General features: G+C 41.0%; 19 protein-coding genes and 4 tRNA genes. 17 read left to right on the top strand and 6 right to left on the bottom strand.

Translation table 11 applies throughout. The annotated features are described in order from the left end of the window. Nucleotides 1–240: 240 nt before the first annotated feature. Nucleotides 241–561 (bottom strand): BON domain-containing protein, encoded by a 321-nt coding sequence (locus FLM47_RS12725; RefSeq protein ID WP_178956557.1) that lies wholly within the window; start codon nucleotides 559–561, stop codon nucleotides 241–243. 239 nt (nucleotides 562–800) lie between these two features. Further along, entirely contained in the window at nucleotides 801–2027 is a 1227-nt protein-coding gene (gene srmB, locus FLM47_RS12720) for an ATP-dependent RNA helicase SrmB (protein ID WP_010391528.1), read from the bottom strand. A 76-nt stretch (nucleotides 2028–2103) separates the two neighbouring features. Between srmB and FLM47_RS12715 the strand changes: the two genes are divergently transcribed. The 3 genes from FLM47_RS12715 to FLM47_RS12705 all read left to right on the top strand — a co-directional run bounded on the left by FLM47_RS12715 (nucleotide 2104) and on the right by FLM47_RS12705 (nucleotide 5591). After that, nucleotides 2104–2802 (top strand): tRNA1(Val) (adenine(37)-N6)-methyltransferase, encoded by a 699-nt coding sequence (locus FLM47_RS12715; protein WP_178956556.1) that lies wholly within the window; start codon nucleotides 2104–2106, stop codon nucleotides 2800–2802. Between the two features lie 156 nt (nucleotides 2803–2958). Beyond that, a complete protein-coding gene (locus tag FLM47_RS12710) occupies nucleotides 2959–4968 on the top strand; it encodes an alpha-amylase family protein (RefSeq protein WP_178956555.1) in 2010 nt (669 codons plus the stop codon). Nucleotides 4969–5144: 176 nt separating this feature from the next. Further along, nucleotides 5145–5591 (top strand): DUF2147 domain-containing protein, encoded by a 447-nt coding sequence (locus tag FLM47_RS12705; RefSeq protein WP_178956554.1) that lies wholly within the window; start codon nucleotides 5145–5147, stop codon nucleotides 5589–5591. A gap of 46 nt (nucleotides 5592–5637) precedes the next feature. Here the strand turns inward: FLM47_RS12705 and fldB are convergent, their stop codons facing one another. Then, the gene (gene fldB / locus FLM47_RS12700) at nucleotides 5638–6159 is read right to left on the bottom strand and encodes a flavodoxin FldB (RefSeq protein WP_008467792.1); all 522 of its coding nucleotides are present in this window, start codon (nucleotides 6157–6159) and stop codon (nucleotides 5638–5640) included. Between the two features lie 105 nt (nucleotides 6160–6264). Between fldB and xerD the strand changes: the two genes are divergently transcribed. From xerD to FLM47_RS12630, 14 genes are all read left to right on the top strand, one after another. Beyond that, nucleotides 6265–7191 (top strand): site-specific tyrosine recombinase XerD, encoded by a 927-nt coding sequence (gene xerD, locus FLM47_RS12695; RefSeq protein WP_008110662.1) that lies wholly within the window; start codon nucleotides 6265–6267, stop codon nucleotides 7189–7191. A gap of 73 nt (nucleotides 7192–7264) precedes the next feature. Continuing rightward, nucleotides 7265–7993, top strand: coding sequence for a bifunctional protein-disulfide isomerase/oxidoreductase DsbC (gene dsbC, locus FLM47_RS12690; protein WP_138606619.1), 729 nt, complete (start codon nucleotides 7265–7267; stop codon nucleotides 7991–7993). Between the two features lie 85 nt (nucleotides 7994–8078). Further along, nucleotides 8079–9800, top strand: coding sequence for a single-stranded-DNA-specific exonuclease RecJ (gene recJ, locus FLM47_RS12685; protein ID WP_178956553.1), 1722 nt, complete (start codon nucleotides 8079–8081; stop codon nucleotides 9798–9800). 145 nt (nucleotides 9801–9945) lie between these two features. Beyond that, nucleotides 9946–11044, top strand: a protein-coding gene (prfB, locus tag FLM47_RS12680) for a peptide chain release factor 2 (RefSeq protein WP_109874146.1) whose coding sequence is annotated in 2 segments (ribosomal slippage) — nucleotides 9946–10020 and nucleotides 10022–11044 — 1098 coding nt in all. Because the reading frame shifts where the segments join, the coding sequence is not laid out codon by codon here. Between the two features lie 26 nt (nucleotides 11045–11070). After that, nucleotides 11071–12606 (top strand): lysine--tRNA ligase, encoded by a 1536-nt coding sequence (lysS, locus tag FLM47_RS12675; protein WP_054201888.1) that lies wholly within the window; start codon nucleotides 11071–11073, stop codon nucleotides 12604–12606. Nucleotides 12607–12959: 353 nt separating this feature from the next. Further along, on the top strand, nucleotides 12960–13142 hold the full coding sequence (locus tag FLM47_RS12670) for a hypothetical protein (protein WP_138606615.1): 183 nt from the start codon (nucleotides 12960–12962) through the stop codon (nucleotides 13140–13142). A 128-nt stretch (nucleotides 13143–13270) separates the two neighbouring features. Continuing rightward, a tRNA-Ser gene (locus tag FLM47_RS12665) sits at nucleotides 13271–13363 on the top strand. A 35-nt stretch (nucleotides 13364–13398) separates the two neighbouring features. Then, a tRNA-Arg gene (locus FLM47_RS12660) sits at nucleotides 13399–13475 on the top strand. 46 nt (nucleotides 13476–13521) lie between these two features. Further along, a tRNA-Arg gene (locus FLM47_RS12655) sits at nucleotides 13522–13598 on the top strand. A 43-nt stretch (nucleotides 13599–13641) separates the two neighbouring features. Beyond that, a tRNA-Arg gene (locus FLM47_RS12650) sits at nucleotides 13642–13718 on the top strand. A gap of 495 nt (nucleotides 13719–14213) precedes the next feature. Then, nucleotides 14214–15389 carry an exo-beta-N-acetylmuramidase NamZ domain-containing protein gene (locus FLM47_RS12645; protein ID WP_178956552.1) on the top strand — a complete coding sequence of 392 codons (1176 nt, stop codon included), beginning with the start codon at nucleotides 14214–14216 and terminating at the stop codon, nucleotides 15387–15389. A 10-nt stretch (nucleotides 15390–15399) separates the two neighbouring features. Further along, a complete protein-coding gene (gene pbp4b, locus FLM47_RS12640) occupies nucleotides 15400–17058 on the top strand; it encodes a penicillin binding protein PBP4B (RefSeq protein ID WP_178956551.1) in 1659 nt (552 codons plus the stop codon). 107 nt (nucleotides 17059–17165) lie between these two features. Beyond that, entirely contained in the window at nucleotides 17166–18542 is a 1377-nt protein-coding gene (locus tag FLM47_RS12635) for a Na+/H+ antiporter NhaC family protein (RefSeq protein ID WP_109874150.1), read from the top strand. Between the two features lie 210 nt (nucleotides 18543–18752). Further along, the gene (locus tag FLM47_RS12630) at nucleotides 18753–20429 is read left to right on the top strand and encodes a P-loop NTPase fold protein (RefSeq protein ID WP_178956550.1); all 1677 of its coding nucleotides are present in this window, start codon (nucleotides 18753–18755) and stop codon (nucleotides 20427–20429) included. Nucleotides 20430–20508: 79 nt separating this feature from the next. On the opposite strand, the gene FLM47_RS12625 is transcribed toward FLM47_RS12630, so the two are convergent. The 3 genes from FLM47_RS12625 to FLM47_RS12615 are packed head-to-tail and all read right to left on the bottom strand — an operon-like array spanning nucleotide 20509 to nucleotide 22344. Further along, the gene (locus FLM47_RS12625) at nucleotides 20509–21120 is read right to left on the bottom strand and encodes a hypothetical protein (protein ID WP_178956549.1); all 612 of its coding nucleotides are present in this window, start codon (nucleotides 21118–21120) and stop codon (nucleotides 20509–20511) included. Further along, nucleotides 21107–21697, bottom strand: coding sequence for a sigma-70 family RNA polymerase sigma factor (locus tag FLM47_RS12620; RefSeq protein WP_178956548.1), 591 nt, complete (start codon nucleotides 21695–21697; stop codon nucleotides 21107–21109). Before FLM47_RS12620 ends, FLM47_RS12625 begins: the two co-directional genes overlap by 14 nt. Before the next feature lie 14 nt (nucleotides 21698–21711). Next, the gene (locus FLM47_RS12615; RefSeq protein ID WP_178956547.1) at nucleotides 21712–22344 is read right to left on the bottom strand and encodes an energy transducer TonB; all 633 of its coding nucleotides are present in this window, start codon (nucleotides 22342–22344) and stop codon (nucleotides 21712–21714) included. Nucleotides 22345–22596 lie beyond the last annotated feature (252 nt).

The raw sequence follows: 22596 nt of genomic DNA, 5'->3' as shown, positions 1-22596 counted from the left end.
AATATGTTCTCAAGCTTGATGCAAGCCCTATATAGAAGTGTCTTTGAGTAAAGGATTCAATGGTATAAGTAGCTGCAATGAGCGTCGCGATTGGCGCGTAAACTAAAAGGCTTTTAATCAAGCTATTTATACTGGCTCGGGAGTATGTTCTGCATTAAATTATATCTTGCAGGCCATAAAAAGCGCCGCTTGTGTTGGAGCAACAAGCAGCGCTGAAGAATAAGTTAAGAAGGAGATGTATTAAATCACACTAATTTTGTTACGAATGACTTTAACCCCATCCATATTTTCTAAAAATTTTTGTGCAAGAGCACGTTCAAAACCGTTATTAGCTTTGCCTTTAAGTTCAACGTCGCCATTTTCAACCTGTACGTTTAAATTTTTTAATTCTAGGTTTGGGTTAGTACGTAATTCATGAGTAATAGATTGCTGTAAAGTAGCTTGTGTGGCCACACTACTCACTATCGCTAAATGCGTTGCTGCACTAACTTTAAAAGCAGAGACTAATAAAAATAAACAACAAAACGAAATAAAACCGATAGTAAATTTAATGCGACTCATAACTATATCCTTAATGTGTTTTGAAAAATTATCGCCGTTATTTGGCGTTTTAATACTCATATATTGACTAGGGTTACAAGTTTCATTCCAAATTTAACTGTTTGAAATAATTGGGTATTTTATTAAGTGGTTATTCAGCTAAGTAGTTTTTACATATTACTCTGAATTGCTTACTCACTGTTTTTAAGCCACAAAAAAGCCGACAAACGTCGGCTCAATCAAATGTACTAAAGCTAAAGCTATTTTTTCTTTTTAGCTTTGGCTTTTTTCTTCGCTTTCATTTTTACTGGATCTTTACGCTTTTTAACTGGTGGCTTAGCTTCTTTATGTTTTGGCTCTAATCCTTTAAATACACGGCGTTTTAGCTTCTGCTCTATGTAACGTTCTACTTTGTAAAGGATGCCAATATCGTGTGCTTCAATTAGTGAAATTGCTATGCCTTTTTTACCCGCGCGACCTGTACGGCCAATACGGTGTACGTAAACATCTGCAGTGCGAGGCATATCAAAGTTAATTACGTGGCTTATATCAGCTACATCAATACCACGCGCGGCTACATCGGTCGCGACTAAAATGCGGGTTTTGCCACTGTGGAAATTTTCCATCGCTTTCATGCGTTTATCTTGTGGCATTTCACCACGTAGCCACGCAGCTTTAACGCCGTTATTGGTTAGTTCACCAATAAGGGTTTCAAGGCGCTCACGAGTTTTTACAAACACAATCGCTTTACTAACATCAGGGCCGTTTAAGGTGTTAACTAATAGCTCAAGCTTGTGATGGTAATCGTCAGCTAAATGAACCCATTGATGTATTTTAGCTTTTTCTTTGCGTGATGATTCGGCTTCAAGTAGAGCCGGGTCGTTTAAAATACGCTCTGCAAATAATTCTACGCTGTCACCTTCAAGAGTAGCTGAGAATAAAAAGCACTGACGACGGTTTTTAGCTTCATCACAAATACGCAGCATTTCTTTACGAAAGCCCATGTCGAGCATGCGGTCGGCTTCATCAAGAATGAGCATTTCTACGTTTTCTGCGTGGAAGTTTTCAGTTTCCAAATACTCCATTAAACGCCCAGGTGTGGCGATTAAAATGTCGTTATTATTTTCAAAAATTTCTTTGTGTGTACCGTAATTAATACCGCCGGTAACCACCCCAATTTTTAAGTGGGTTTGTTTTGCAAGTAACTCACATTGTTCATGAATTTGATAAGCAAGCTCGCGAGTTGGGGTCATAATTAATACCCGTGCAAAGCCCGGATCACGACGCGGGAAATCCATTAAATATTGAATTGCTGGAATTAAGAATGCCGCCGTTTTACCCGTACCTGTCGGTGCAGACGCTAAAATATCACGCCCTTGCAACGCCTCAGGAATGGCTTGTTGTTGAATGCTAGTAGGGGTTTCAAAACCCATTTTATTAATAGCATTGAGTAGCTTATTATCAAGATCAAATTCAGAAAATTGCATAGAGTGTCAAAAATAGGGGACAATTGCCGTTAATTATACGCACTTAAATCTACTTGGTGAATGAAAAGGTGAAAAAATGTCTGGTTTTGCATTTAAACAATTTAAGGTTGAGCACGACCAGTGCGCCATGAAGGTCTCTACCGATGGTATTTTACTCGGGGCATGGGCTGATTTAAGCGATGCTAGTTCGTTATTAGATATTGGCACAGGCACGGGGTTGTTGGCGTTAATGTGTAAACAGCGAGTGCCAGATTTAAAGGTGAGTGCGGTTGAGGTTGATGAAGCCGCCTACCAGCAAGCTGTAAAAAATTGCCAGCAAAGCCCTTGGCCTGATATTAGTATTTATCATCAAGGCATTCAGCATTTTGCGGCTGAGACTAAATTTGATTGCGTTATATCTAATCCGCCTTATTTTAATCACAGTTTAAAAAGTGATAATGCAGCACGCAATGCCGCTCGCCATACCGATGGTTTAAGCTTTGCAGAACTGATTGCTGCGTTTAAACGCTTAACGCATAAACAGGCACACTTTAATTTAATTTTACCCAGCAAAGAGGCACAGTTATTTATAACCTTGGCGCAGCAACAAGGGCTGTATTTAAACGCGCATTGCAAAGTAAAAACTACACCGAGTAAAGTGTTCAGTCGTAGCTTAATGCGCTTTAGCTCAATCAAAACAGAATTACAACAAACAGTGCTTTGCATAAAAGATGAAAACAACACCTACACAGCTGATTATGTCGGGCTTTGCAAAGCATTTTATTTAAAGATGTAAGCTATAAATTGAGCTTAGTTATTTAAAAAGAAAGATAATTTACCCATTATGCATACGTATTCAGTTTTTATTTAATCAATCACCAGACTAGTGTTAACCACTTGTAAATAACGTCGAGTATGTTGTTTAACTCGCTCAACACTTGGAACACACACTATGAAGCTGAATAAAATAATCACCACTGCAGGATTAAGCCTTGGCTTAACTTTACCAAGCTTAGCTATGGCTGCACCTACAACATTTGTGCATCTATTTGAATGGAACTGGCAAGATATAGCCCAAGAATGTGAACAGTTTTTAGGGCCCAAAGGGTATGCTGCTGTACAGGTATCTCCGCCTAACGAGCATATTACAGGTAATCAATGGTGGACTCGCTACCAACCTGTGAGCTACCAACTGCAAAGCCGTGGCGGGAACCGGACGCAGTTTATAGATATGGTTAATCGATGTAATTCGGCAGGCGTAGATATATATGTTGATACGCTAATAAACCATATGGCTGCAGGCAATGGTACTGGTACCGCCGGTAATAACTTTGGTAATAAACAATATCCTATTTATAGCCCACAAGATTTTCACCAAAGCTGCTCAATTAACCCTGAAGATTACGGTAATAACCGCTATCGTGTGCAACATTGCGAGCTGGTAGGGCTTGCCGATTTAAATACCGCTTCAACTTATGTGCAAAATACGTTAGCGGCCTATATTAATGACCTGCAAGCTTTAGGTGTTAAAGGCTTTAGGTTTGATGCTGCTAAGCATGTTGCTGCAATCGATATTCAAAGTCTAATGGCTAAAATAAATGGTTCGCCAGTGGTGTTTCATGAGGTGATAGATCAAGGTACTGAAGCGGTAGATGCTTCAGAGTATTTAAGTACAGGTTTAGTTACTGAGTTTAAATATAGTACCCAACTTGGTAATACGTTTAGAAATGGCTCGCTTGCGTGGCTAAGTAATTTTGGTGAAGGTTGGGGTTTTATGCCAAGTTCGTCAGCTGTGGTATTTGTTGATAACCATGATAACCAACGCGGGCATGGTGGTGCGGGTAATGTAATTACTTTTGAAGATGGCCGTTTATACGATCTAGCTAACGTTTTTATGTTGGCATATCCGTATGGGTATCCAAAAGTCATGTCGAGTTATGACTTTCATGGTGATACCGATGCAGGTGGGCCAAGTGTGCCAGTGCACAACAATGGTAACTTGGAGTGTTTTGCAAGCAAATGGAAGTGTGAGCATCGTTGGTCGTACATTGCTGGTGGTGTTGATTTTAGAAATAACACTGCCGATAACTGGGGTGTAACAAACTGGTGGGATAACACCAATAACCAGATTGCATTTGGGCGAGGTAGCTCAGGCCATATGGCAATTAATAAAGAAGACTCAACCTTAAATTCAACGGTTCAAACAGATATGGCTGCTGGTCAGTACTGTAACGTATTAAAAGGTGAGCTTTCGAGTGATGCTAAAAGCTGTAGTGGTGAGGTTATTACAGTTAATAGTAACGGCACTATTAATTTAAATGTGGCGCCATGGGATGCCATGGCTATTCATAAAAAGGCTAAATTACTACAAGGCTCGCTTCCTAATAACGGTGGTGATTGGCAAAGAACCGTTGTTTTTATCAATGCGCAAACACAAAGCGGGCAAGATATGTTTGTTCGTGGTGGAATAGATCACATTTATGCGAATGCAAACCTTGGTAGAAACTGCCAAACAACGAACATTGAATGTGCCATGCCTATTCGTCACAACAATTTAAAAAACAACACCACTTTGCCTTGGAAAGCAAACGATAATTACCTAGATTGGTATGGTATTGAGCAAGGTCAAAGCAGTAAGGCGCAAGGTACCGCGATGGATTGGACTACTAATATATGGCCTAGTGAATATGGCGCGCAAAAAACGGTAGATAATGATGGTTTTGGCGTTACACCACTTAACATATGGGGCGAACACTACTGGATGCTTGATGTTGATATGGATTGCAGTAAAGCCGTTAACGGCTGGTTTGAACTCAAAGCATTTGTAAAAAATGGCCCTGAGTGGGAGGGCGATATAAATCAAGCAAACACCCCATATGCAAGCACTAACCATATGGCCCAGTGCGGCAAAATTAATATGTTTGAATTTAATAGCTCAAGTGTAGAGGTACGTGATTTTTAAATATGCACTTTTAATCATGTACTTTAAAACGTGATTATTATTTAAAAACCAAGTGTGTTAAAACGCACTTGGTTTTTATTTTTTACATGCACCTAATTAGCTATGTAATTTCATAGTGTGTTTATAAATCAGCTGGTATTATCGTTTTATTCGCTATTTAAAATTAAAGCAACTCAATGAAAAACTTTAATAAACTAACTTTGCTAAGCACTCTCGCTGCAGCTTTATTTATAAGCCATAGTGCGCATGCAAACATGAGTCCTGTAGGGCTTTGGAAAACCATTAATGAAGACACCAAAGAAGCAAAGTCTTATGTACGCATTACTGAACAAGACGGCGTACTGACTGGCAAAATTGAAACAATACTCAATAAAAATAAGCAAGATGCGCTTTGCAGCGAGTGTGGTGGTGATAAAAAGAATCAGCCGATGCTAGGCATGACCATTATTGAAGATGTGACTTATGCCGGAGATGGTAGTTGGGAAGACGGTGAAATTCTCGACCCCAATAATGGTAAAACCTACAGCGTGCGCCTAACTTTGCAGCAAAATGGTGAACAGTTAGAAGTGCGTGGTTATGTGGGCTTTTTTTACCGTAACCAATACTGGTTAAAAGTAGAGTAGTTAAGGATTAAAAAGCGCTGCATAGCAGCGCTCTTTGCACGCTGAGTTATAGGGTTTCAGCGTACTCTGTCATCACTTGTTCTACCCAAGTGGCAATACGCTCGTCGCTTAGCTCGTACTGACTGTCTTCGTCTAATGCTAAACCTACAAATTGTTTACCGTCTTCGGTAAGGGCTTTAGACGCTTCAAATTCGTAATTACTATCGTTAGGCCAAAAGCCAAGTTGAGTAATGGCTTGGGCATTTATTTCATCGTGCAACATACCTAACGCATCTTGAAACCACTGGCCATACCCTTGCTGATCGCCCATGCCAAATAAGGCGATAGTTTTACCATTTAGGTCAACGTCTTTTATGTCGTCCCACTTTGATTCCCAATCTTCTTGAATTTCGCCAAAGTCCCACGTAGAAATACCAAAAATGATAAAGTCATATTGCTCAGCGTTTTTAAGCGGCTCGTCTTTAATATTATGTAAGCTGACAATGTCGGCGCCAATAATATCGCGTATTTTTTCTGCCGCCATTTCGGTATAGCAGGTAGTAGAACCAAAAAATAAACCAATCTGCATCGTATTTATCACTGTGTAATTGCCTGTTATGATAGGCTCAAGTTTACCGTAAGGTATTTTTAATTGATACCTTCTCCCGTGGTATTACCAACATGAGATCACAACGTGACAACGCTATCTGACGATTTACCTGAACAAAATACTGAGCTAAGCAGCAATAGCGACTTTTTAGAAACCTTTCTTGATAGCCTCTATTTAGAGCAAGGCGTAAGTGAAAACACACTGAGCGCTTATCGCAGTGACTTAGATAAGTTTTGCCAATTTTTAAAAGGCGAAAACTTAATGACGGTAACCAGCTTAGATGTTGAAAGTTACTTGGCACACCGTGTTGATTTAGGGCTAAAGCCACGCAGTACTGCGCGTAGCATTAGTGCATTAAAACGTTTTTATCAGTACTTTGTACGCGAAAAAATAATTAGCGACTCACCTATGGTCAATATTGCTCAGCCTAAAGCGGGGCAATCATTACCAAAAACGCTTTCTGAAGCCGAAGTAGAGGCACTATTAAGTGCCCCCAATATAGAAGAGCCAATGGGGCTGCGCGACAAAGCCATGCTAGAGCTATTGTATGCAACGGGCTTGCGGGTAACTGAGCTGGTAGGGCTGAGAATGGAGCAAATAAATTTGCGCCAAGCTGTGGTGTTTGTAAAAGGTAAAGGAAATAAAGAGCGATTAGTGCCTTTAGGTGAAGAGGCTATGTATTGGCTGGAGCAATTTTTAAAGCTTGGGCGAGCACAAATGATAAAACATGCCACCGATTTTGTCTTTCCCTCTAAACGTGGGGTGGGCATGACACGACAAACTTTTTGGCATCGGATTAAACACTATGCTATTTTGGCATCCGTTGAGTCGCCGTTATCACCTCACACTTTGCGACATGCATTTGCAACGCATTTATTAAATCATGGGGCTGACTTGCGTGTGGTGCAGATGATGCTTGGCCACAGCGACCTATCAACTACCCAAATTTATACGCATGTAGCGAATGAGCGATTAAAATCGGTGCATGCTGAGCACCATCCTCGTGCTTAAGCGAATTTTTTTGTCACTAAGCCGGTCATATAGACACGATAAGATAAGTATTTTTTAGGATAGAGAACCCGTTATGAAAAAATTAATGTTAGCAGGTGCCATGTTGTGCACTAGTTTGAGCGCTTTTGCTAATGGCGTTGCAGTAACACCCGATGCCAATGATCCTATCGTGACAAAATTTGCCGCGCTTGGAGTAACTGTAAAACAAATTAACCCAAGTCCGGTTGCAGGCTTAAAAGAATTGATTACCAATAAAGGGGTGCTATATGCAAGCCCTGACGGTCAGTTTTTAATGCAAGGTACGCTAATCGATTTAAACAACCGTAATAATTTAACCGAGCAAGCACTTAATGGTGTGCGCCAATCAGGGTTAAAAGAATACGAAGATTCAATGATTGTGTATAAAGCGCCAGAAGAAAAACACAGCATTACCGTGTTTACAGATATTAGCTGTGGTTACTGTCGTAAATTACACCGAGAGCTTGATGACTTACTTGAGTCGGGTATTACGGTTAAATACCTCGCATTTCCACGTGGCGGCCTACAGGGGTCAGGTTATGCTGATTTAATGAATGTGTGGTGTGCTAAAGATCAGCAAGAAGCACTTACTGAAGCTAAATCGGGCTCGGATACACAAATTGTAAAAGATTGTAGCGCACCCGTTGCAGAGCATTACCAATTAGGCCAAAGTTTTGGTGTTAGTGGTACACCGGCTATTATTTTAGAAGATGGCACGATGATCCCAGGCTACCAACCAGCAGCCGCATTAAGCGCTGCGCTTGAGGCGAATAAAGCAGGTTAATTAAAAACCTGAGTACCTGTTTAAAAAGGCCTTTATGGCCTTTTTTTGTCTTTTTGTTATGAACATCATAAGTTAAAAAACCAGCATGAAAAAAATGATCATTGCGCGAGAACCCGTTGACGACTCTCATCTACCTAGTCATCTACATCCTGTTATTAAGCAAATTTATGCCACGCGTAACGTCTGCCATGCTGATGAATTAAATAATAGTGCGGCTACTTTACTCGACTTTAAGTTGTTTAAAGATATAGACAAAGCCAGCCAACTGTTAATTGATGCGCTGCATGCACAAAGCAAAATACTTATTGTTGGCGATTTTGACGCCGACGGCGCAACCAGCACCGCCACCTTAATGCAAGGGCTGGCCATGTTTGGCTTTACTCATTTAGATTACTTAGTGCCAGACCGCTTTAGTCTAGGTTATGGTTTAAGCCCAGCATTGGCTGAGCAAATAGTGACTATGCAGCCCGATTTAGTGATCACCGTAGATAACGGTATTTCGTGTATTGCAGGGATTGATATTGTTAAAGCCGCAGGCATTAAAGTGCTGGTTACAGATCACCATTTACAAGGCGAGCAACTGCCGAATGCCGATGCTATTGTTAATCCTAATCGTCATGACTGTGATTTTCCTTCTAAGTCGATAGCTGGTGTTGGTGTGGCGTTTTATTTACTTATCGCGCTGAGAAGTGCGCTGCGTGAACAAGGCTACTTTAACCAACATCCTATGCCAAATATTGCTGACTTACTCGATATTGTAGCCCTTGGTACGGTGGCCGATGTGGTGGCTCTGGATGCGAATAACCGTACGTTAGTGCATCAAGGCTTGGCACGTATTCGCAGCGGTAAAACGCGCCCAGGTATCACCGCACTGATTGAAGTGGCTAATCGTAATGCAGCTCGTTTAAGTGCCAGCGATTTTGGCTTTTCATTAGCGCCGCGTTTAAATGCAGCTGGGCGCCTAGATGACATGAGTTTGGGTATAGCTTGCTTACTTAGCAACGACATAAATCAAGCAAGGCGCATAGCCGGCGAGCTTGATAGCTTAAACTTTGCCAGACGTGAAATAGAGCAAGGTATGCAAGTAGAGGCGCAAGCCGTGCTCGATAGGCTAGCATTTAAAGAAGATAGTGTGCCTGATGCTATTTGTTTGTATCAAGACGATTGGCATCAAGGTGTTATTGGCATTTTAGCGGGGCGCTTAAAAGAAAAATACCACCGCCCAACCGTGATATTTGCGGGTGGCGAAAACGGTGAAGTAAAAGGTTCATGTCGCTCTATTGAAGGCTTGCATATGCGCGACCTGCTTGAGGGGTTAAACACTGCGCAGCCTGGTTTAATTAATAAATTTGGCGGCCACGCAATGGCGGCAGGTTTAAGTATTAACGAGCAGCAATTTACTGAGTTCAAACGCGCATTTGATAGTGCAGTTAGCGAGCAACTCAGTGAAGAAAGTAAACGCTGTATTGTATTTACCGATGGTGAGCTACCTAATGACTGCTTTAGCATGGATTTTGCCCAGCTTTTAAAACAATCGGGCCCGTGGGGGCAGCAGTTTCCTGAGCCGATATTTGAACACACCTTTGAAGTAATCCAGCAGCGTATTGTGGGTGAAAAACACTTAAAGCTAGTATTAAAGCATCAGTCTGCACGCTTAGTGGATGCCATTGCCTTTGGGATTGATGTAAAAGCGTGGCCAGATACCGAGGCGCAGTTTGTTAAAGTAGCGTATCAGCTCGATATAAATGAATTTAGAGGTAAATTTAGCTTACAACTTATAGTTAGAGAGCTTGAAAAAGTGGGCTAAAAAATATCTTCAAACCATGCATAAAAGGCTAATAAAACGCGCGGTTTTTTGTTAAAATCGGGCGTTTTTATTATTTAATGATTTTTAATTGCGCTCGGTCTCTTTTTTAAGTGCGCAATAACCTAGCCATTTTGGAGTAATGTACATGTTTGAAGTGAATCCTGTGATTAATCAAATCAAGGAAATTCGCGAACGTACTGAACTGCTTCGGGGGTACCTTTGACTACGCTCTTAAACAAGAACGTTTAGAAGAAGTTAACGCCGAACTTGAAGATTCAGCCGTATGGAATGAGCCTGAGCGCGCACAAGCCCTTGGTCGTGAAAAGTCAGCACTAGAAGCCGTGGTTGAAACAATCGATAACCTTGTTGCTGGTACTGACGATGTTGAAGGTTTAGTCGAGCTTGCTGTTGAAGCCGAAGATCAAGACACCTTTGATGAAGCACAAAGCGAACTAGCTGATTTAAACCAGCAGCTTGAAGGGCTTGAGTTTCGTCGTATGTTTTCAGGCTCTCACGATTCAAACGATGCCTACCTTGATTTACAATCAGGCTCTGGCGGTACAGAAGCACAAGACTGGTGTAATATTTTACTGCGTATGTACTTACGCTGGGGTGAAGCAAAAGGCTTTAAAGTAGAGCTAGTTGAAGCGACCGATGGTGATGTTGCTGGTATTAAAGGTGCAACGGTACGTTTTTCTGGCGAATACGCTTATGGTTGGTTACGCACTGAAACAGGCGTACACCGCCTAGTTCGTAAAAGCCCATTTGATTCAAGTGGCCGTCGTCATACCTCGTTTGCATCTGCGTTTGTTTACCCAGAAGTTGATGACAACATTGAGATTGATATTAATCCGTCTGACTTACGTATAGACGTTTACCGTGCATCAGGCGCGGGTGGTCAGCACGTAAATACCACCGAATCGGCGGTACGTATTACTCACGTACCAACTAATACCGTGGTGCAATGTCAAAACGAGCGTTCACAACATAAAAATAAAGCCCAAGCAATGAAGCAGTTAAAAGCGAAATTATTTGAGCTTGAGCTACAGCAGCAAAATGCTGAAAAGCAAAGCCAAGAAGACAACAAGTCTGATATTGGCTGGGGAAGTCAAATTCGTTCATACGTACTTGATGACTCGCGTATTAAAGATTTACGTACTGGCGTTGAAAACCGTAACACTCAAGCGGTACTCGATGGCGACCTAGATAAATTTATTGAAGCCAGCTTAAAATCTGGTTTATAACCACCAAGCTAAAAAAGAGCTAAAAAATGACTGATCAAATCCAAGACGAAAATAAGTTAATCGCTGAGCGTCGCGGCAAATTAGACGCTATTCGCGAAAATTGCCCAGCCAACGGTCATCCAAACCAATTCCGTCGTGAGCATTACACGGCAGATTTGCAGGCTGAGTTTGGTGATAAGAGTAAAGAAGAGCTAATCGAATTACAGCACGTAGTATCGATAGCAGGTCGTATTCTTGCTAAACGTGGTCCATTTATGTCTATTCAAGACATGAAAGGCCGTGTACAAGCATATGCCTCAAAAGACGTTCAAAAAGATTTAAAAGCAAAATATGGTCAGCTTGATATTGGCGATATTATTGGTGTTAAAGGCGCGCTGAACAAATCAGGTAAAGGCGATTTATACGTAGAAATGACAGAGTACGAACTGCTGACTAAGTCACTTCGTCCACTACCAGAAAAATTCCATGGCTTATCAGATCAAGAAACTAAATACCGTCAACGTTATGTTGATTTAATTACTAACGAAGCAACGCGTGAAACATTCCGCATTCGCTCACAAGTAGTTGAAGGCATTCGTCGCTTTTTAGCTGACCGCGATTTTATGGAAGTAGAAACGCCAATGCTACAGGTTATTCCTGGTGGCGCGACGGCACGTCCGTTTGTAACGCATCATAATGCGCTTGATATCGATATGTACTTGCGTATTGCACCAGAGCTTTACTTAAAGCGTTTAGTGGTAGGTGGTTTTGACCGCGTATTCGAAATTAACCGTAACTTCCGTAACGAAGGGTTATCGACACGCCACAACCCAGAATTCACTATGATTGAGTTCTACCAAGCGTACGCTGACTACATTGATTTAATGAACATCACCGAAGACATGTTACGTACAGTTGCAACTAATGTACTGGGCAGCCCAATTGTGGTTAACACCACTAAAGATGAAAACGGCGACGTTGTTGATTCAGTAGAGTATGACTTTGGTCAACCGTTCACGCGTTTAAGCATGGCAGATGCTATCTTAAAATATAACCCAGAGTTTGATGCTGCGGTATTTAACGACCCAGAAAACCACTTTGAAGAATTAAAAGCGTACGCTAAACAAGTACACGTTAAAATTCCTGAAAACTGCGTATGGGGCCCAGGTAAGTTCTTATGTGAAATATTTGAAGAAACGGCTGAGCATATGCTTATCCAACCTACATTTATCACAGGCTACCCGTGGGAAGTATCTCCACTTGCACGTCGTAACGACGAAAATCCATTTGTAACTGACCGTTTTGAATTCTTTGTTGGTGGCCGTGAGCTTGCAAATGGTTTCTCAGAGCTTAACGATGCACAAGATCAAGCTGAGCGTTTTACTCGTCAGGTTGAAGAGAAAGACGCTGGTGATGATGAAGCAATGCATTATGACGAAGACTACATTCGCGCACTTGAGTATGGTTTACCACCAACGGCAGGTGAGGGCATTGGTATTGACCGTTTAGTGATGCTATTTACTGACTCATCAACTATCAAAGATGTTATTTTATTCCCGCACATGCGCCCACAAGCTGACTAAGCTTGAAGGAATAAACTATAAAATTATTAACGCCGCTAATTAGCGGCGTTTTTTTTGCCTTATTGTTTGTGAGACATTGCCTAAACTTTATATTAGGGCTTTTAATTAATAAGTACTACACTGATAATAAAATGTAAGTACAAAGGGATATTAACCTTTAATTCAGTTTCATTATCATAAAGTTGCCTCACTGCTTAGCAACATTAAAGCAGTGCTATAACTTTTTGGTATGATTGTTTTTTAAACATTATGTTGTATTTATGTGAATTTTTTAGCTAAAATATGGCCGAAATTTGTACACGGTCATTATTAGTCGTAAAAATAAAAATTTCTAAAGGACTTAGATAAATAATATGAAAGCTAAACGAGTAGAGTCTTTACCCGATGAGAGCACCACAGAGCAACAGCGACAAGCTTATTACCGCGCGTGTATTGCTGAGTTTCAAAAATTGGGCTACCAAGAGCAATATCTTGCTGAACTTACGGATGAACTAGTGCCAGTGATGGGTGTAAACTCAAGCACTCCAAATACCTAACCTGATTAATTTTCAAACTAATTACACTTTAAAACCAGACATGTGTGCAATCTATAGCCATATAGTCACTTTTGTCAGAAAAGTGTTTGACATATTTTCTGAAATCTTTATTATACGCCCCACAAGACGGAGAGGTGTCCGAGTGGCCGAAGGAGCTCCCCTGCTAAGGGAGTATAGAGTTTGTAGCTCTATCGAGGGTTCGAATCCCTCCCTCTCCACCATTTTTTAAATGGCGAAATCTTGTAAACGTAAAGATGGGCGCATAGCTCAGCTGGATAGAGTACCTGGCTACGAACCAGGCGGTCGGAGGTTCGAATCCTCCTGCGCCCACCACTCTTTACACACTCTGCTTAGAGTTAAAACAAGCAAAAATGAAAGTGGGCGCATAGCTCAGCTGGATAGAGTACCTGGCTACGAACCAGGCGGTCGGAGGTTCGAATCCTCCTGCGCCCACCACTTTCAACTCTCACTTAGAGTATAAATAAGTAAATATGAAAGTGGGCGCATAGCTCAGCTGGATAGAGTACCTGGCTACGAACCAGGCGGTCGGAGGTTCGAATCCTCCTGCGCCCACCACTTTCATACATAAGCCGACATTGAGTCGGTTTTTTTGTGCCTAAAATAAAGTGAATATGGGAAAGTAGCTAGCTACGAACCAGACGGTCAGAGGTTCACTCTTACAAAATACGTCCTGCGCCCAGCACTTTCATACATAAGCCGACATTAAGTCGGTTTTTTTGTGCCTAAAATAAAGTGAATATGGCAAAGTAGCTAGCTACGAACCAGACTGTCAGAGGTTCACTCTTACAAGATACGTCCTGCGCCCACCACTTTCATACATAAGCCGACATTAAGTCGGTTTTTTTGTGCCTGAAATTTGAGAAGGTTTTTAGCTTTTAGCTTTCAGTTAAGCCAAACAAACACCCCTGTTAAAAATTTCAGCGTAGACGCAGAACGTGTTCGCGTGAGAAGCGCAGCTTCTAATTAGTTACGTATCCACTTAAAACCATTCACTGCTCTTTAACTTAAGGTGTGGTATTTTAAACACCTTGTTTAAAAGGATCTTGCTGTATGTTTAAAGCCGTATTTATCACCTTTGTATTATTATTTAGCAGCTTATTTAATGTGAATGCGAAGCAAAGCGAAGCGCAAAACTTAGCTGTGGTTGGCGCTGCGCAGTTCGCACATTATTTACCGCAATTAAAAAATAAGCGTGTAGGGCTGGTGGTTAATCAAACTTCTGTAGTGGGGCAAACGCATTTAGTTGATAGCTTGCTGGCTAAAAACATCAATATTACTAAAATTTTTGCACCTGAGCATGGCTTTCGAGGCGATCATGACGCGGGAGCGCATGTTAAAAACGCCGTTGATAGCAAAACTGGTATCCCGCTTATATCTATTTATGGCAAAAACAAAAAACCAAGTATCGAAGCTCTTAGCAATGTAGATGTTATTATTTTTGATATTCAAGATGTAGGCGTGCGCTTTTATACCTACATAAGCTCTATGCATTACATGATGGAAGCCGCAGCCGAGCAAGATATTGAGTTTATTGTGTTTGATAGGCCAAACCCCAATATTGCTTACGTTGATGGGCCAATACTTGAGCGCGACTTTAAGTCGTTTGTAGGCATGCACCCAATACCCGTGCTGCACGGCATGACGGTAGGCGAGCTTGCTAAAATGATCAAAGGCGAGGGCTGGATCAATCAAGCTGCTAATTTACAACTGAGCGTGATCCCTGTTGCAGGCTACACCCGCACAACGCCATACAGTTTGCCGGTAAAACCAAGCCCTAATTTACCCAACGATCAATCAATAGCGCTGTATCCGTCGTTGTGCTTTTTTGAAGCAACCCCTGTTAGCATAGGTAGAGGAACTGACTTTGCATTTCAGGTTATTGGTTATTCACCAGTAGCACTTGGGGACTTTAGCTTTACTCCGCGTTCAATAAAAGGCGCAGCGCTTAATCCTAAATTTAAAGACCAAATGGTGAAAGGGATTGATTTACGCCATAGTAATATCACAGGCTTAAACTTAAATTATTTAATTAATGTTTACCAGCAACTGACTCAGGCTAAGCAGGTGTTTTTTGAACGTGCCGATTTTATGGATAAACTCGCAGGAACTGATCAGCTCAGACTTGCCATAGAAGCGAGGCGAACAGCTGAGGAAATTAAGCAAAGTTGGCAAGCGGGGCTTGAGCAATTTAAACAGCAAAGAGCGCCTTATTTGCTCTACCAATAAAGGAATGAGTGTGTATTTAAATTTTTCCGTGTTAGCAAAGCGTACTTTTTTTAACGCACTGACAATTACGCTTTGCTTTATTATTACCGGTTGCAGTGGCGCAAGCAGTGCAATTAAATCTCAGCGCCCGTTTATTCCTAATCAAATACAGAGCCTCGCTAATGCGCAAGTTATTGCTACCTTTCCTGAGTCCAACCCCAGTAGCCGAGAATATGTAAATAATCGTGGGACCTTTAAAGCATATAAAGGGCGAGGGCAATTATTACTACAAAATGAAAGTGCCTTAAGTGCCGATATTTATATTAATAATAAAAAGTTAGCGCTTGATACCCTGCAAAAAAATACTGAGTATGCCTTTAATTTAGGGCAGTACACTCACAACGGAGTTAATACTTTTAAGGTTGATAACATTCAACCAGCTAACGGTAGTTTAACTCTGCGATTTGCCTTTGCTACTCTAAATAGCTCAGTGGCTAAAACCATTGATTTTAGTGCGGTAGATAAGCTAATAGAAAAAGATGTAAGTGCGGGCTTTCCTGGTGCGGTATTAGCGATAATTAAAGCGGGTAAGATATTAAAATTAACCGCTTATGGTGATGCCAAGCAATATCAGCAAAATGACTTAATGTTGTTACGCCCAGAGCCCATGCAAACAAATACACTCTTTGATTTAGCCTCAAACACAAAAATATTTGCTACTAACTTTGCGTTAATGAAACTAGTAAGCGAAGGGCAATTAAACATAAATAACAGAGTGAGTGATTACCTAACAGAATACCAAGGCGATGGACGAGAGCTGCGCCAAGTTAAAGACTTACTCACTCATAAAGCCGGTTATCCGCCTGTGTTCGACTTTCATCGAAAAGACACCCGCTATGGCGAAGCTTTTTTTTCACAAGCCAGCGACACCACTAAACAATTACTACTTACCAGCGTACCACTAGCCAGTGAGCCAAGCGCTCAGCATGTTTACTCTGATATTGATTACATGATTTTAGGAGTTTTAATTGAGCGTATTAGCGGCCAACCGCTCGACGAATACCTAGAGCAGCATATTTACGCGCCTTTAAAGCTTAACAACACTTTATTTAACCCGCTTAAAAAAGGCTTTAATCGTCAGCAGTTTGCCGCCACGGAGCTAAGTGGAAATACCCGCGATGGCCGTATTCATTTTGATAATATTCGCACCAATGTACTGCAAGGGCAGGTACATGATGAGCGTGCTTTTTATTCACTTGATGGTGTAGCAGGCCATGCAGGACTATTTAGTAATGCCCCCGATTTAGCCGTTTTATGCCAAGTGTTGCTCAACAAGGGCGGTTACGGCGATAAGCAAATTTTTAATGCCAGTAGTTTGGCGCAGTTTTTAACCCCACAAAGTACCGATGAAACCTACGGCTTAGGTTTTCGTCTTGCAGGAAATAATCAAGCGCGGCGCTGGCACTTTGGCCCATATGCCAGCCCACAAGCTTATGGACACACAGGTTGGACTGGCACAGTAACTGTGATTGATCCCGCTTACGATTTAGCTATTGTTTTACTTACCAATGCACGCCATTCACCAATTAAAGGTAGTGAAAAACGTTATCAGTTTGTAGGTAAAAACTTTGAAACAGCTCAATATGGTTCTATTGTTTCATTAATTTATGAGGCGCTGTTAAATCAGTAAACTCAGTGAGTGACTTAATGGTGTAAATCTATTAAGTTAACTGCTTACTATTAACTAACCAAGGCTGTTAAAGCCGCGTTTATTATAAAAATTAAAAAGGTTTGTTTATGCATTGGTATTCTATTTTGCCACCGCTGATTGCCATTATTATTGTGTTTTGGCGCAAAGAAGTCATTATGGCGCTGCTTGTTGCGGTAATTTCATCGGAATTTTTACTCGCATTACAAGGTGAAGGAAATAGCGTATTTACTACGTTTTTAAATAGCATTGAGCGCATAGTTGCTGTGGCCAGTTCTCCTGGTAATACCCGTATACTCATCTTTAGTATTTTAATAGGCGCCTTACTTGCCTATATTCGCGAATCTGGCGGTGTTGCTGCTACTGTTAATTTGCTGATGAACAAAGGCGTTGCTAAAAGTAAGCGCCAAGTGGGCTTTTTAACTATGTTTACCGGCGTTGCGGTATTTATAGAGTCAAACTTAAGTGTGCTTACCTCGGGTATTTTATCTCGCGGCCTGTTCGATAAATTTAAAATGAGCCGCGCGCGTTTAGCTTATATAATCGATAGCACCAGCGCCCCTGTATGTATTTTAATATTACTAAACGGCTGGGGTGCATTTGTACTGGGCTTGTTAGGTAATTACGAATTAGGCGAGTCGGCCGTATCGGTGCTGTGGGGCAGTGTAGGCTATAACTTTTACGCCATAATCACTCTGGTTATTGTTTTTTATACCATTGCGTTCGATAAAGTACATGGCCCAATGAAAGTAGCCGAGCAAAAACTAGAGCTACAAACAACCGAGCTAAAAGAAGAAGTAAAAGGCTCTAAAGCACGCTTTATGTTGGTGCCATTACTTACGCTGATTGTGAGCATGGTCGGTTTTATGTTTTATACCGGTAACGGCGTACTTGCCGAGGGCAGCGGTTCAAAATCAGTATTGTACGCCACCGTTTTAGCTATTGTTGTAGCCTATTGTTTAATGATTGGATCGCGCCAGTTTACCCACCACCAACTTGTTGATACCGGCTTTAAAGGCATGGGCGAATTACTCCCACTGGTAAGTATTGTATTGCTCTCGCTGACCTTGGGCGCAAGCTTAAAAGAGCTAGGCACAGGCGTGTTTGTGGCATCTTTGGTTGGCGATTACTTACCAATATATTTAATAGTGCCAGTACTGTTTTTAACCGGTGCGGTTATGTCGTTTACTACGGGTACATCGTGGGGCACGTTTGCCATCCTCATCCCTATTGGCGTACCGCTTATTCAAGCGCTTGGTTTACCGCCATCGCTGGTGGTAGGCGCTATTTTAGGTGGCGGGATATTTGGCGATCATTGTTCCCCTATATCCGACACCAGCGCAGTATCAGCCATCGCCTCGGGTTGTGATTTACTCACCCACGTTAAAACCCAATTACCGTATGCGTTAGTGGGCGGCGGCCTAACGTTTGTTGCTTACTTAGTAACGAGCTTAATTGTTTTGTAGGTTGGGTAGAGCGTAGCGAAACCCAACAAAGTGAGTGAGTTTAAAGCCTGCAAATCTGCAGGCTTTTTTGTTTAAGATTGATCACCACCGAGAACACCGAGGCGCTACGTGCTACACAGAGATAAATAATAATAGCTTTTTATTAATAGGTTACGTTTATTGAATGTAGTATGGCACTATATGAAAAAGAATGGTTTAAAGGGAAATTAAATGCACGATATTAAAGGCTTCAACTGGAACAAGCCAACCAACCGTTCACTGGGGGAGTATTTTCCTGCTGATAAATTAGATCGTGCTCGTTATGCCACATTCTTATCAAGGCTATTGGTTCAAGAAGGTTTTGACAAAAGTAGGCCTGATGATGAGCAAAAGAAAAACTATGTATTAAATCTCAATGCTGAATGGGGGGCAGGTAAAACCTATTTTCTTAAGCGTTGGTCACGAGAATTAATAGTAGATTTTCCTGTTGTATATATTGATGCATGGCAGCAAGACTATTCAGACGACCCATTTTTAACTGTAATTGCAGGTATCATCAAACAGCTTCAACGTCAGGCTAAGTTTAATATAACTATTCCTAAAAGTGCAGTTTCGATGTTTAAGGCTGTTGCACCTGCTATTGCACAAGGCCTAACTAAAAAAATATCAGGCATAGATTTAGATGAGTTACACACATTACTATTCTCTGATGAAGAAATTGAAGATGATCAAAAGCAAAATTCTAACAAGTTAACTGGTAGCGACTTTTCACCAGCAGTAAAAGCGCTTGCACAAAATTTGATTAAAGATCATGAAGCAAAGAATAAAAGCATCGAAGTAATCAAATCCAAGTTAGCAGACTGGGTAAGTAAGTTTGAAAAGCAGGAAGGTAAGTCGCTACCCATATTTATTTTTATTGATGAATTAGATCGCTGTCGCCCAAGTTATGCGGTAGAAATGTTAGAGACGATTAAACATATTTTTGATGTTAAAGGCATTGTGTTTGTTGTTGCAACAGATACTGAGCAACTTCAACATACAATCAAATCAATTTATGGTGAAGGCTTTGATGCAAACGTTTATTTAGGTCGCTTTTTTAATAGCCGTTACAGCTTAAAACGACCTGTATTAAAAGACTTTTTATTTGTACACAGTGATACAACTAAATTTGAAACGGCGTATTTAGAAAGTAAAAATATTGAGTTACTCCCCCGCGCACAAACCCACGAAACTGCTTTAGCCAATATTTCTATTGTATTAGACGCCTTTCAGGTATCAGCAAGAACAGCTATTCAAATTACTGAACGAATGACAGCTATTATTGCAAATTTACCAAGTGGTAAAAAAGTTGATGTACTTGTGCTCGCTGTTTTGTTTTGTATCTATGAAAAAGACCACTCACTTTATGAAGAGATAATTACTGGAAGGTTTAAACGAGATGGAAAAAACCATAAAGGCGAAGTACGAAATATAAGCTTAAATAATTTTTTAAAACAGAGCATTCAAGGCGTACAACAACTAGCAGAGATAAAATATTTTATTGAACCATTATCTTACACAAATTCATTTTACTTAGGTCAAATGACAAGTAGAAATAATAATTTTGCTACTGGGAATTACTCTATAAAACTAACTGAATTTATAGATAGTATCTTTTGCAGAGTATTTAATAATACAACAAATTCTGTGACTCTAATGTTTAGTTCAAGTAGTGAGAACGTAACAGCACTTCATAGCGCTGAACAAAACTTAGCAAATGCTGATGTCAGAAAGCCTAGGGTAGGCAATATTACACTCTTGTGGTTAAGTTACATTTACATAAAAGATGGCTATGAAGAAATTACTAAAGAGCACTACCGTGATTTTATAGAGCTTTCTTCACCATTAGATTACATGGGCGATAGTTAACTATCTCTGTGCAGCGCGAAGCGCCTCTGTGTTCTCGGTGGTAATTACTTATTTAAATTACCACCATGCTAAAAACAACCTAAGCCCCACACTGTCTCACCCCATCCTCGGCATGTTTAAGAGCAATAATCTGCCCTTTGCCGTTATGCGCCATAGCGAGCATATCACCCGTATTTATATTACTTTCTACTGCATGCTTTCCTTTTAAATCACTGAGCAGTGACTGCTTAATTTGTACCAGTACCTCGTCATTACAGCTGGCTATGTACCAGTCGTTGTCGACCTTTACGAGCGTGCCGTATTCTATATGGTGTTGTTGATGGCGGCGTAAGTCGTTTGCTAGTTGGGTGTCGAGCGCTCGTTTTTGTTGCGTTATGGTACTAGCGTAGTTACCTGTTTGATCTATTTCATGCGTTGTTATAAACGAGTAGTCGTGTATGTCTATGGTGTTTAATACGGTTTTAGGGGCAGTATTTATCACGTTGTTACTGTCGAGAACTATAAAAGCCAGTAAGCCCAGTGCGCAGGTAAGGCTTGTGAGTTGCAGGGCAAAGCCAAGCTTTTTAGGTTGTTTTTGGATTACGCTATGTTTTAACGCCTGTTGCTGAGCGTGCGAAAGTCTGGTGCGTGCTTTACGCTCGTTATAATGTTGTGTGAGCTTTTCATTAAACTGCTCATCAGGCTTGTTCATTATAATCTCCTAATAATTGTTTTAGGTTTTGTTTGGCGTAGCGTAGCCTTGTTTTTATGGTTTGGGCGTTGCTTTGCGTTATAAGCTCTATGTCGGTAAGGCTAAAGCCTTCTTGTTGTAAGGTGATGGCTTCGCGTTGCACAAAACTAAGTTGCTTGAGCGCAGCATTAAACGCTTCATAACTTATGTGTGTGTCGCCTATGTGTGAGTCACTGCTTGTTAATTCACTTTGATTGTTATTTTGCGCAGGCAGTTGGTTGTTTTCGTCAAGCTCGACAAAGTGTTGCTGTTTGCGGTATTCGTCTATTAGGGTGTTGCGTGCGAGTTTAAATAACCAGGCTTTGGGCGTGGTTTGTGCTTGGTAAAGGTGGCGCTTTTCAATAACCTTTAGCCATGTTTGTTGGCTTACGTCGTATGCTAAATGTGTATTAGACTGGGTAACTAGGTAGTGATATAAATCGTTACTGTATAAGGCAATAAGCTGCTCTAAGTGGCGGTTGTCGCCACTTTTTGCATACCGCGCCATGCAGTCTTTGCTTGGCGCTTCAAATAACCATGACTTAATACTCAATAGCATAGGCGCTTATTCCTTTACTGCGAACTGTCTAATTTAAAATCAAGCTGTACGGTTTGACCTGTTTGTAATTGTGCCACACCTTCAATTACTTTTGGGCGATATTTCCAGCGTTTAATTGCGCGAAGCGCTTCGCGATCAAATATGCGTTTTGGTTCGGCATTTACTACCGTGGCATCAATCACTTCACCAGTGGGTGAAATATTAAAGCTAAGTTGCACCCAGCCTTCTATACCATCACGAGCTGCGCTAGTTGGGTACTTTGGATTTATGCGCACAATGGGTGAAGCATCTCCCGTAGGGCGGGTCAGTGTTTGCTTCATATCGTTACCAAATCCGTCAATTACTATGGGTGGTGCTGTGCTTATTGCTGTTATTGGCTCATTACTAGGTGTTACACGTGGTGGTGCTTTAGGCGGCACTTTAGGTGTGGGTGGTGGCGGTATTCTTTTAATATGCGTGGTTTGTTTATCTTCTGGTGCTTGAAAAATCTCAACAGTAATATCATCACCCAATTTTATAGGTGCTCTTTGTTCGCCACTAATTAAGTACTGCATAAAGGCGAATGCAATAAAGGTCATCACAGCACCGCCAAGAACAGCTGTTGATGTTTTGAACATGGGGTTTTTAGGAAATTCAAGTGTGTGCATAAGCCGCTCCAAATTAACTTATTATGTTGTTTCAGAGCTATAACGGCTGGCAAATAGAAAAGGGGTGAAATCGTTTTAAAATTTTATTAAAAATACAGGGGGAGTATTTTACCTATATAAAAGGTCTCTTGATTTTTTTATTTTGGGTTGGCTAAAAAGAATGTAGTTATTTTAAGTTTTGCCTGTTATTTTCTATTTTATTTACTCTAGGTAGATGAAATTGACAAGTTTGAGTAGCGCCAGTATATTTGT

Origin of the sequence: Pseudoalteromonas sp. Scap06, from assembly GCF_013394165.1 — a bacterium.
Taxonomy (GTDB): Bacteria; Pseudomonadota; Gammaproteobacteria; order Enterobacterales; family Alteromonadaceae; genus Pseudoalteromonas.
Note: the sequence above shows the minus strand (reverse complement) of the source record. Positions and strands in the feature narration are given on the sequence as shown.